Consider the following 11109-nt stretch of genomic DNA (forward strand, 5'->3'; position numbering starts at 1 on the left):
TTTCAAATCTTTTTAATTGCGATACGCAGGGCGCGCTGATCTACGCGGAAATCGCAGCGCAGCAGATCGGCGAAGCGATAGGGCGCAGCAAGGCATGCGGAGGCGTTAGGATGGTCAGAGAGAATTTTACCTTGCGCAGCGCCAATGCGACGGGCGGCGGCAGTGCAATGGAAGCGGATGGCGGCGCAATTAAGGCAGGCGGCGAGAATTCCGTCCCGTGCAGCGGCGATACGATAGAAGACGGCAGCGAGAATTCCGCCGCAGAAGATCATGAAGACGAAACCTCCGCAGGCGGCGGAAAGTCGCTTTTCGGCAGGATTAAAAGGCTTTTCAAATAGTAAATTTGATCGCTAAATTTTAAAACGGCTCGCGGAGCCGCACGATTTAAATCGCGATTAAATCATCCCGCGCTTGCAGGCCCCGCGCCGTTAAATTTAACTAAAACGGCACAGTCGGCAAGCGCAAATTTAAAATTTAAAGCTTGCCGAAATTTAAACGGCGGACTGCATATTCGAAGTTACGAAATTTTAAATCGCCGCAAACAAGCTGTAAAGAGGCTAAATTTAAACCTGCCGCAGCCTTTGCGGCGGGCAAGCTGCGGATAGGTTATCTGTTTAAATTCCATAGCCGAAAACGCCCGATTTTGATTTCATGCTACTTAAAATTTTACGCTCGGGCGTTAATTTAATCACTCACAAAACGCCGCGATAAAATTTCAATGAATTTTGAATTTTAAAGCTCGTCGCTCCATAAATAAAGCTCGAAAAAAGCAATCGCAAAGATAAAAAAGACTATCAGCGCCGCGCCGTCCACTCGGACGTAGCTATCGTCCCCTACGCTGAATTGCACGCAATACGCAAACGCCATAAAAAACAGGCAAGCCGCTAAATTTGCGGAGCGTTTCTTTTCGTCTTTCAATGACGATACGCACAAAACGGCGGCTACTATGAGAATTGCGGTCGCGATAATTTGCATGGCACGCCACCTTTCGTGCAGATCTGGAAATGGTCGTCATTAGGCATTAATAGATAAAATTTAACCACTGAAGTCAAAATAAATTCGCACGATTTTATAGAGCCTTGCCTACTTTTGCGGTAAAATTTCGCCGTTTTGATCTGCTCGTCTAAGCTATTGGCTGGCAAATTTTGCGCTTTTGGGGCGGCGGCTTTTAAAATTTCTCGCTCGTTGCCTCTTAAAATCATCCTTCAAGCCCGCCGCCGGCTTAGCGGAAGCTGTCGCTTCTGCTCGGTATCAGTAGGTCCTGTAGCTCCTGTTGCACCGAGACTTTCGCGCGCGGATCGAGGATCTGCGAGTAGATGATAAAATTTGCGAGTACCTTTTTGCCGTAGTCCCTGCTCTCGGCATACGGTACGAGCTCCATGCTAAGCCACGGCTCGAATTTGCCCTTATTAAACATATCGCCGCGCTGAAGCATCTTTTTGACGAGCCCGAGCCCGCCGTTGTAAGCGTATGCGATGAAAACCGGGCTGTAAATTTTACGCTCCAGCCAGTCGATATGGATGTTAGCGAAGCGGTAAGCGATCTCGGGGCGGAACATATCGTCTTGATCGAAGCCGTCGATTTTGAGTTGCTTTTTGCCGATCTCGTTAGCCAAAAACGGCATAAACTGCATCATTCCAAGTGCATATGACGTAGATACCGATGCGGGCACGAAGCGGCTCTCTTGGCGCGCAAGCGCCAAAATTAGCGCCTTGCGGCGGTTGTCGCCGTCGCCGATATATTCCATAAACGGCGTCGGATAGAAGTTATCCTTGCCGCCGCTTGCTTTATTCATGATGTATGAGTACTCGCCGATGCTTTGCTTGGTGTCGAATTTTTTAGCAAATTCCAAAAGCTGCTCGCGCGACATCTGATCAGCGCTATTTTTCGTGCGAACCCAAGCGAAAGGATCGGTAATATCGTAGCCTTCGATGGAATTTTTAGCAGGATTTGGGATGATTATGTTTAAATTCCTATCCCCTAAGACCTCCTTGGCATAAAGCGCATAGAGGCTGTAATAATCGCTGCTAGCAAGCTGGCGCAAGACATTTTGATCTCCATTTAGCAGGTAGATCCAAAATTTCGCATTGTGTACATCGTGAGGCTTCTCAAAGCTCGCTGCTGCGCGGCTAAAAAATGCAAGCGCAGCCCCTTCATCGCCCTGCATGACGGCATTTACGCCGAGCATAAACGCTACGTCCTTCTCCACGGCTAGTGGATCGACGCCCGTGAGCGAGCGGCGCAAGTGCGGGTATTTGCGGTTGATTAGCGCGTCGTTAAGAACCGCCTTAAAGCTTGGCTGAGCGCTTAGGCCGGTAACGAAGGTCGCATCAGCGTCGATGTCGATGAGAGCGTCCTTGCCGGAGCTTTTTAGATAATTGTAATATAAAAAGTAGTTTTGCGCATTGCGGCTTTGCATAAAATACTCGCTCGGATTTTCGTCGTTAAATCCGCGCAGTAAATTTACAGCGTTTCTACTTGCTGCGTCTTGGTACTTTTCAAGCTGCGAAGCGAGCGTCTCGCGCACCGACGGGCTTAGCTTGGCGATAAAATTTGGATAGGAGCGCGCCTTTTTGCAGGTTAAATTTGCATCTAAAATATTGGCGGAGGTAACGCCTGCGCAGCGATCCGGACGCTTAGGAGGGCGAATGGCGCCAAAAATTCTATCTAGCTTCTCTTTTAGTTTGCCTTTGTAGCGAAAGATACTTTGTTTTAAAATTTTAATTTCCGCTTTGTTGTATTTCGTCTCATCTATTAGGCGATAGATGTAATAGTCCTTGGCTAGGGATTTTGGCTCGTCTTTGATCTGTTCGTAGCTTAAAATTTTACCGCCCGATACGGCGCACAGCAGTCCCAAAACAAGGCTAAATTTCAGAAATATTTTCAAATGACCGTCCTATTGATGATATAGATTATCGCGCTGTCAAAGAAGTTAAGCACGAGTAGGATAAGAAGCGGCGAAAGATCGAAGCCGCCGAAAGTCGTAGGCAGATAGCGACGCACCAATGCAAACGCAGGCTCGGTAAGCGCAGAGATGACGCGGACGATTTTATAAAATTTACCGAACGGATTTGGACGGATGAAACTCAAAACGCACGCGACGAAAATTAGCATCATATAAGCTTGAATCACGTAGTGAATACTCACTAAAATGCCGTAAAATACGCTATTTAGTAGCATCGAGTATCTCCTTCAAATCGGCGCGGATCAGCGGATACAGTTCGCTAAGCTCCGGTCCGTGAGGTGCGCCGGTTAGTAAAAATCTAAGTGGCATAAACAGACTCTTGCCCTTTAAGCTTGTAGCCTGCGAAAGCGCCGCTTTGAAATCATTAAATTCTGCTGGTGCATCGTTTGAGCTTAATAAATTTAAGATCGCCTCTCGCAGTGCCTGCGCCTGCGCCGCCCATTCCTGCGGGATATCTTTCGCGCCGTAGATCGCTGCGATCTTTTCTTTAATCTGCGGAATAAGGCTTGCTTCTTGAGTGTAAAATTTTATCAAAGGTGCAAATTTCGGCTCAAGCTCAAAAAGCTCAGCCAGGCGCTGCTCGCTCGCTCTTTTGATATGTTCGCGGTTTATAAAGGCGAGCTTATCCTCGTCAAATTTCGCCGGGCTTTTTGAAATTTTAGCGATGTCGAAAAACTCCACCGCCTCATCCATACTAAAGACCTCGCGCGGCGTTTTATTGCCCAGCAGGATCAGATAGTTCGCGATCGCCTCGGGTAGGTAGCCGCTTTGAAGCAGCCATTTTACCGAGGAGCTATCCTCGCGCTTGCTCATCTTTTTGCCTTCGGAATTTAATATGATCGGCAGGTGCGCGTATTTGATCTCGCCCTCGTAGCCGAGGCTTTGGCGGATCCAGTTTTGCTTCGGGGTGTTTGAGACGTGATCCTCGCCGCGGATTACGAAGCTCACGCCCTGCATCATATCGTCGCAGGCGCAGGCGAAGTTATAGGTCGGCGTCTTGTCCGCACGCATGATAACAAAGCTGTCGATATTCTGCGGCTCAAATGCGATACGGCCCTTGATTGCGTCGGTAAATTCCAGCGCGTGATCAGGTTTTTTAAGGCGGATAGTAAAGGGCTTTTCGCAGCCAAGCACCTCTTCATCGCTTAAATGCTCGCAGTGCCCGTCGTAGCGATAAGCCTCGCCAGCGTCCTTGGCGGCTTGCTTTTTAGCCTCCAACTCCTCCTCGCTGCAAAAACAGCAAAACGCTTTTTTTTCGGAGAGCAGCTTGGCTGCGAACTGTTGATGAAATTTTAAATTTTTGCTTTGATAATACAGGCTCTGCCACGAGATGCCGAAGCGCTTTAAAATTTCGATTATCTCTTGATCTTTACCTTCGATATTGCGCGCAGTGTCGGTATCCTCGATGCGCAAAATAAAGCCGCTTTTATCCTGCAGCGAGCAGATGTAGTTAAAAATAGCCGCGCGTAAATTTCCGATATGCATATCGCCGGTGGGCGACGGAGCGAAGCGATACAATTTAGGTCCTTTGGGTTTAAATTTAAGCTGGGATTATACTTTTTACTTCCTAATAAAAAGCAAAAACAAAGCAAAAATAGGCTAATATCGGCGCATCTTATCTAAGGAGACAATATGGGTTTCATTCAGGAATTCAAAGAATTTGCAATGAAAGGCAACGTCATTGATATGGCGGTGGGCGTCGTTATTGGTGGGGCTTTCGGCAAGATCGTAACCTCGCTCGTAAGCGACATTATGATGCCGGTTTTAGGACTTCTTACGGGAGGCATGAATTTTACCGATCTTAAGATCGTGCTAAAAGAAGCGGTAGGGCAGACCCCCGCCGTTACGATAAACTACGGCTCGTTTATCCAGGTAACGGTCGATTTCATCATCATCGCGTTTTGTATATTCTGCGCGATCAAGGCGATCAATAAGCTTAAAAAGCCTGCTCCTGCGCCGGAGCCTGCCGCACCTGCGGAGCCTAGCGAAGAGGTCAAACTTCTTAGCGAGATAAGAGACCTGCTTAAAAAATAGGTTGCGGCGATGCTTGAGAGAATTCCTTATTTTAAAGCTCTAAGCGCAGCGCAAATCGATCGTTTGGAACAGATTAGCATCCATAAAAGCTACAAAAAGGGCGAAATTTTATTTTTCGAGGGCGAGCGCTCGCAGTATCTATTAATCCTGCTAAAAGGAATTTTAAAAATCTATAAAACCTCCGCAAAGGGGCGTGAGATCCATATGCGCGAGATCCGCCCCATCTCGCTCGTGGCGGAGATGGTAAATTTCGAAGAGACGAGCTATCCTGCAAGCGGCGTGTTTTCGACAAACGGCGAGGTGCTAAAGATCGATTATGAAAAATTTAAAAACGAGTTTATGAGCGATCCAAAGATTTGCCTGGAGCTTTTAAAATCGATGTCTGAGAAGATCCGAGCGCTAAATGCGGTCTTTGATAATCAAGTCGTGCTTAACTGCGACGGCAAGATCGCTAAGTTTATCAGCGAGAATTTCGATATTTTTATAAGCACGAAATACACCAGAATAGCCAAAATTCTAAATGTCACCCCCGAGACCTTCTCGCGCACCATCACTAAATTTAAAAAGAGCGGCGCGCTAATTTTAGACGATAAGCAAGAAATCACGGGCTTTGATAAAGATAAGCTGGACGAGTATATCTAAGGCTAGAGTTTGAAAAGCGCCTATATTTTCCCGATCGTCGGCACGGTTTTATTTCTGTTTTTTAATCTTTACGTCTACAGATCGATCAGCGCGCGCTTTACGCCATATAAAAATTTCGTGATCTTTCGCCCCGCTTTGAACTTACTTTGCGTAGCTTTGGCGATTTTAGATGCGATATTTTTTGTGGGTTTTGGGCTTAATGGAAGCTTCAAAAACGAGCTGCTTTATAAGCTATGTGTATTTTGCATGGCGGCGTCCTTTTCGCTCTTTTTTATCTGCCTTGCTTACGATGTGCTAAGCGCCGCTGCGCATGTAGTTAAATTTAGCCAAAATAGGCGAAAATTTTTAAAAACCTTTATCGATGTAACCTTCGTAATAATGGCGTTTAGCTATATTTTTAAAGGGCTTTATAATGCACTAAAAATTCCAAAAATCACCGAGCGCGAAATAAAAATCAAAAACTTAGCTCGCGAGCTAAGTTTCGTCGTCATCTCGGACGTGCATCTGGGCGAGTTTTTGAAAAAGGAATTTTTGCAAGGCGTCGTAGCGCAGATAAACTCGCTAAATTACGATGCGCTACTGATCGTGGGCGATATGTTTGATCTGCGCTCGGATGAGCTCGGGGATATTTTGCAGCCTCTTGAGGCGATCAAAAAGCCTATATTTTTCGTCACGGGCAACCACGAATATTACCGCGGCGACGCAAGCGGGCTTATCGCGGCAATGCAAAAAGCGGGCGTGCGGGTGCTGCAAAACGAAAGCGTGGAATTTGAAGGGCTAAATTTAATGGGCGTGCACGATCTTAGCGGCTTTCGCTTCGGATACATGCAGCCCGATCTAAGCGCTGCGCTAGCGCAGGCAGACCCCGATAAGCCTAAAATTTTGCTCGCGCATCAGCCAAAATACGTCGTGGATTTCGTGCGCGACGAAGTCGATCTGTGTATCTGCGGACACACGCACGCGGGGCAAATTTTCCCGTGGACGCTTTTGGTGCTGCTTAGCCAGAAGTATCTTTACGGGCTGTATAACGACGGGCTGAAGCAAATTTACGTAAGCAGCGGCGTAGGGTTTTGGGGGCCGCCGATAAGGGTCTTTGCTGATGCCGAGATCGCGTTGCTTAAGCTTAGAAAGGCATAGATGAGAAGTTTTATTTCGAGGATTTTCGGGATTATCGCCGCGGTGAAATTCCCTAAATTTATACAAAATTTTATCAACCGCAAATATGTGGAATTTTTCAAAATCGATATGAGCGAATTTGATCCGCCGCAGAGCTACGCGAGCCTAAACGCGCTTTTTACCCGCCGCTTGCTGCGTCCGCGTGAGATAGCGGTAGACGAGCGAGCCTTCATAAGCCCTAGCGACGGCGTGATCTTTGAGAGCGGAAGCTGCGCCGATCTGCGGGCTTTTAGCGTAAAGGGCTGCGAATATAGCCTTAGCGAGCTGCTAGGACGCACGTTTACGGCAAGCGAAAGCGGCGGAGCGGTTAAAAATTTAGATGACGAGGCAGTTGCTACGAGCGGTAGCGGCGAGGTTGGAACCGGATGCGCAAAAGATGCCGGCGCAGGGATGAAATTTTGCGCCGCGCAAGCGAAAATCAGAGGCGATGAAAGCGGCGCAACTTATGCTGCGAGCGGCGTGCAGGCTGAAATTTATAGCGATGAAAGCGGTGAGAGCCGCGAAACGAGTGCAGAGGACGCCCAAGACAGCGAAAATATAAGCGGCGTAAATTTAAGCTACGCAAACATCTATCTAAGCCCGCGCGATTATCATCATTATCATGCGCCGTGCGATCTGGGCGTGCTGCAGGCGCTTTACATACCTGCTGACCTTTACAGCGTGGCGAAGAAATTTTTACTTAAGATTCCAAACCTCTACGCTAAAAACGAGCGCGTAATTTTAAAGTGCAAAATGCGTAACGGCGGGATTTTGTGGATGGTTTTCGTGGGTGCTTTAAACGTAGGTAAGATGAGATTTGATTTCGACGCACGAATACAGACGAATGCATGCGCAAATAGAGCTGAGGCGCTTTACGAATATGAAAATTTAAACTTTAAAAAGGGCGATCATTTGGGAAATTTCGAGCTGGGCTCAACGATCGTACTCGTAGCGCAAAGCGAGTTTTTAAAATTTGAAACCCCGGCTGATACGTCCGTAAAATTCGGACAAAAAATCGCAGAATTTAATGAAATTTCACAAAATTCCATTTAAAATGCAGGATTTTTTCTTTAACTAAAATTAATTTTATTTAAATTTGGCTATAATCATCTCACTTTAAATCAAAGGATTTAACATGAAAAATTTAAAAGCTTTTACGATGATAGAGCTTGTTTTTGTCATCGTCGTTTTAGGTATTTTGGCGGGCATTGCGGTGCCTAGATTAGCCGCTACGCGCGACGATGCTACGATCGCTAAGATGCGCGGAGACATCGCCGCCATTAGAAGCGGACTTTCGCTAGTTAGAAGCGAGAATATGATGAGAGGTGTGACTACATGGCCTGCTTTGGAGGGTTCGGACAATGCCACTCTTTTTGAAGGCGTTTTGCAGCAACCTATCTATCCTATGAGAGACGGCGGTAGAAACGGTTGGGTTTTAAAAAAAGACGGTAGTGATAACGCCACATCCGAATATATTGCTAACGTAGCGGGGAAAAAGACTACTTTTTCTTATTATCCAACAAGAGCTAGTATACCTACTTCCGGTGCAAACAAGAATAGAAACATAGGTTCATTCGACTGTGATCACAAAGACGATCTTTGTCAATCCTTAGCTCAATAGCTAAATGCTCTATTATGAAGTTGCGGTTTTGGGCGCCAGCCTAAAGCCGCTTACTTATAGTTCAAATTTTAAAATCTCATCCTATCAAATCGTATCAGTTCCCGTAAAATCGAGCGTCAAATCCGCCGTGATCCTGCGTGAGGTCTCAAAGCCGAGCTTTAAAACCAAGGAAATTTTAGAAATTTCGCAGCTCAAATTTAGCTCGTTTCAGATCGCACTTGCAAATTTTATCGCGTATTACTATGTCTGCGAAAAGGGCGTTGCATTTGGGATTTTCGAGCCTGCGAGCGAGACGACGCAGGACTTGCAGAATTTGCAGGAGGATCCCGCTGCCGAGTGGAATTACGCTTGCAAGCAAACTTCTATCTGCGAACAAAATTTTATTTCCGAGCAGAATTCCATCACCGCACGAAATTCTACGCTCGACGGGAATTCTGGCGTTACACAAAATTCCGCCACCGCGCTGAATTCTACGCAAAAGCAAAATTTGAAGCAGGTGCAAAATATTATCTCGCAAAATTTAGCGTTAAATTCTACCGCCGCGCAGAATTCTATCCAAGAGGGCTTTGTCAATGAACTAAATTCCGCTTCAATTCAAAATTTCATATCAGATCAAAATTCTGCCGCCATAAAGACCGCCATAAATTTTGCTGCCCCGCCGGGTTCTGCGCACAAACAAAATTCCGCAATCGCACAAAATTTGATCCAAGAGCGGGATTTTACCGAGGGAGAGAATTCCGTTTCGATTCAAAATTTTACTTCAGCGCAAAATTCCGTCCTAATTCAAAATTCCGCCGCTACCGCGCAAAGCCCCATTTCGCAGCCGCTATCTCCGCTTCAAATAGGTAAAATTCCAAACCTCACCCCCGCGCAGGAACAAGCGCGTAAATTTGCCGAAGCCAATGAGACGTCGCTGATCTTCGGCGATACGGGCAGCGGCAAGAGCGAAATTTATATCGCGCTGATCGCGCAGACGCTCGCTGCGGGCAAGCAGGCGCTGTTTTTGATGCCCGAGATTTCGCTCACGCCGCAGATGACGAAGCGGCTACAGAGCTATTTCGGCGAGCAACTCGGCGTCTGGCACTCTAAAATTTCGCCCAAAAAAAAGCGCGAAATTTTAGAGAAATTTAACGCAGGCGAGATTTGGCTCATCGCGGGCGCTCGCTCGGCGCTGTTTTTGCCCTTTAGCGATCTAGGCCTCATCGTCGTGGATGAGGAGCACGACGACAGCTATAAATCCGCCGCCGCGCCGCGCCTAAATGCCCGCGACGCCGCGATTTTCGTCGGCAAGAAGCTTGGTATCCGCGTGGTTTTGGGCTCCGCGACGCCCGCGCTTAGCACCTACGCGAAGCAGCCGCATTTCCGCCTGCGCGGCACCTATTTTAGCAGCGCTAAGCGCTTCATTTTCGATGAGAGCGAGACGGGGCTGAGCCCTAAAATTTTAACCGAGATCGGGCGCAGCCTTGAAGCTAGCAAGCAGGCGGTCGTGTTTTTGCCGACGCGCGCGAACTACAAATATATGGTTTGCGAAAACTGCGGGCAGATCGTGCGCTGTCCGTTTTGCGCAGTCGGGATGAGCTACCACGCGGACGCTGCGGCGCTGAAGTGCCATTACTGCGGCTTTAGCACGTTTTACAAGGCGTCTTGCGAAAACTGCGGCGGCGAGGTGATGCAGGCGCGCAAGATCGGCACTGGCGAGCTTGCGGCACAGCTTACGGCGCGTTTCCCAAGTGCCCGTATCGCAAAATTTGATCGCGACGAGATCACCACGCAGCGCAAGCTTGAGGCGCTGCTCAATAACTTCAACGCCCATAAAATCGACATTTTGGTAGGCACGCAGATGCTTAGCAAGGGGCACGATTACCACGGCGTCGATCTTGCGGTGATAATGGGGATCGACGAGCATCTGAGCTATCCCGATTTTAGGGCGCGCGAAAAGACGCTAGCGCTTGCGATGCAGGTGGCTGGCCGCGCGGGTCGCTCGGGGCAGGGCAGAGTCGTCATACAGACGCGCCAGAGCGGCTTTTTTAGGGATTATATCGAAAACTACGACGATTTTTTGCGCGACGAAGCGGAGTTTCGCGAGGGGCTCTATCCGCCGTATATGCGACTTTTGCGCGTGCTGATCTCGCATAAAAACGAAAACGCGGCGAGCGAAATAATGAACGTAGCGCTTGAGCTTTTGCGTCGCAAACAGGCGAGAGGCAGCGCGTTTGCATCATATGACGGACTGGATGCGAGGAGAGCAAATTTAAGCGCTTTAAATTTGCAAAATTCTGCGCAGCAGGGCGGTAAGCAAATATCAAATTTTAAATTTCAAAGCTCGGATCTGTGCAGGGACGACGCAAATTTAAACCATCAAAAAAACACCTCAAATTTGAAAAATGCCGCGCAAATTTCAGCTTGCGACGGGGACGCGGATAGCGTAAATTTAAAGCCTGAAAGAAAGAGCGCTGCGCAAAATTTTATAAATTTAGCGGCCGAAAATACTGCCGAAAATTCCGTGCAGTATTTGAAAGAGAAAGCGAGCGAGAGCTTTGAGATCATCGGCTACGGTAAGGCGGGCATCGCCTATATCGCGTCGAAATTTCGCTTTGAAATTCTGCTGCGGGCTAGCTCGCACGTGCCGCTAATTAACGCCGCGCGCGCGCTTGAGCATCTGCCCGTCGAGATCGATATGGATCCCGTAAAC

Annotated in this window: 10 protein-coding genes and 1 pseudogene; 7 read left to right on the plus strand and 4 right to left on the minus strand. The window is 47.8% G+C overall.

The features are described from left to right. Nucleotides 1-338: pseudogene (locus tag Q0369_RS08230) on the plus strand (hypothetical protein); the annotation flags it as partial. Between the two features lie 394 nt (nucleotides 339-732). Here Q0369_RS08230 and Q0369_RS08235 read toward each other — a convergent pair. The 4 genes from Q0369_RS08235 to gltX form a co-directional block, all read right to left on the minus strand. Continuing rightward, complete coding sequence (locus Q0369_RS08235) at nucleotides 733-975, minus strand: hypothetical protein (RefSeq protein WP_298098500.1); 243 nt, start codon at nucleotides 973-975, stop codon at nucleotides 733-735. A 247-nt stretch (nucleotides 976-1222) separates the two neighbouring features. Further along, nucleotides 1223-2887 carry a lytic transglycosylase domain-containing protein gene (locus Q0369_RS08240; RefSeq protein ID WP_298098502.1) on the minus strand — a complete coding sequence of 555 codons (1665 nt, stop codon included), beginning with the start codon at nucleotides 2885-2887 and terminating at the stop codon, nucleotides 1223-1225. Further along, complete coding sequence (locus Q0369_RS08245) at nucleotides 2884-3180, minus strand: YggT family protein (RefSeq protein ID WP_297903307.1); 297 nt, start codon at nucleotides 3178-3180, stop codon at nucleotides 2884-2886. Before Q0369_RS08245 ends, Q0369_RS08240 begins: the two co-directional genes overlap by 4 nt. After that, nucleotides 3167-4483 (minus strand): glutamate--tRNA ligase, encoded by a 1317-nt coding sequence (gene gltX / locus Q0369_RS08250; protein ID WP_298098505.1) that lies wholly within the window; start codon nucleotides 4481-4483, stop codon nucleotides 3167-3169. The genes Q0369_RS08245 and gltX overlap by 14 nt, the downstream gene beginning before the upstream one ends. A gap of 114 nt (nucleotides 4484-4597) precedes the next feature. Between gltX and mscL the strand changes: the two genes are divergently transcribed. From mscL to priA, 6 genes are all read left to right on the plus strand, one after another. After that, nucleotides 4598-4999, plus strand: coding sequence for a large-conductance mechanosensitive channel protein MscL (mscL, locus tag Q0369_RS08255; RefSeq protein ID WP_298098508.1), 402 nt, complete (start codon nucleotides 4598-4600; stop codon nucleotides 4997-4999). A gap of 9 nt (nucleotides 5000-5008) precedes the next feature. Then, complete coding sequence (locus tag Q0369_RS08260; RefSeq protein ID WP_298098511.1) at nucleotides 5009-5641, plus strand: Crp/Fnr family transcriptional regulator; 633 nt, start codon at nucleotides 5009-5011, stop codon at nucleotides 5639-5641. 9 nt (nucleotides 5642-5650) lie between these two features. Further along, nucleotides 5651-6778 carry a metallophosphoesterase gene (locus tag Q0369_RS08265; RefSeq protein WP_298098514.1) on the plus strand — a complete coding sequence of 376 codons (1128 nt, stop codon included), beginning with the start codon at nucleotides 5651-5653 and terminating at the stop codon, nucleotides 6776-6778. Further along, nucleotides 6779-7849 carry an archaetidylserine decarboxylase gene (asd, locus tag Q0369_RS08270; RefSeq protein ID WP_298098517.1) on the plus strand — a complete coding sequence of 357 codons (1071 nt, stop codon included), beginning with the start codon at nucleotides 6779-6781 and terminating at the stop codon, nucleotides 7847-7849. It begins immediately after the preceding gene. 82 nt (nucleotides 7850-7931) lie between these two features. Further along, entirely contained in the window at nucleotides 7932-8417 is a 486-nt protein-coding gene (locus Q0369_RS08275; protein WP_298098520.1) for a type II secretion system protein, read from the plus strand. A gap of 4 nt (nucleotides 8418-8421) precedes the next feature. Beyond that, the coding region (gene priA, locus Q0369_RS08280; RefSeq protein ID WP_298098523.1) for a primosomal protein N' at nucleotides 8422-11109 on the plus strand (2688 nt) is incomplete at its 3' end.

The organism is uncultured Campylobacter sp., from assembly GCF_938030685.1.
Taxonomy (GTDB): domain Bacteria; phylum Campylobacterota; class Campylobacteria; order Campylobacterales; family Campylobacteraceae; genus Campylobacter_B.

Excerpts from the sequence above, each read along its gene's own strand:
- Q0369_RS08275 (WP_298098520.1), top strand. The coding sequence starts at position 7,932 with ATGAAAAATTTAAAAGCTTTTACGATGATAGAGCTTGTTTTTGTCATC.
- Q0369_RS08235 (WP_298098500.1), bottom strand. The coding sequence starts at position 975 with ATGCAAATTATCGCGACCGCAATTCTCATAGTAGCCGCCGTTTTGTGC.
- mscL (WP_298098508.1), top strand. The coding sequence starts at position 4,598 with ATGGGTTTCATTCAGGAATTCAAAGAATTTGCAATGAAAGGCAACGTC.
- Q0369_RS08260 (WP_298098511.1), top strand. The coding sequence starts at position 5,009 with ATGCTTGAGAGAATTCCTTATTTTAAAGCTCTAAGCGCAGCGCAAATC.
- asd (WP_298098517.1), top strand. The coding sequence starts at position 6,779 with ATGAGAAGTTTTATTTCGAGGATTTTCGGGATTATCGCCGCGGTGAAA.
- Q0369_RS08245 (WP_297903307.1), bottom strand. The coding sequence starts at position 3,180 with ATGCTACTAAATAGCGTATTTTACGGCATTTTAGTGAGTATTCACTAC.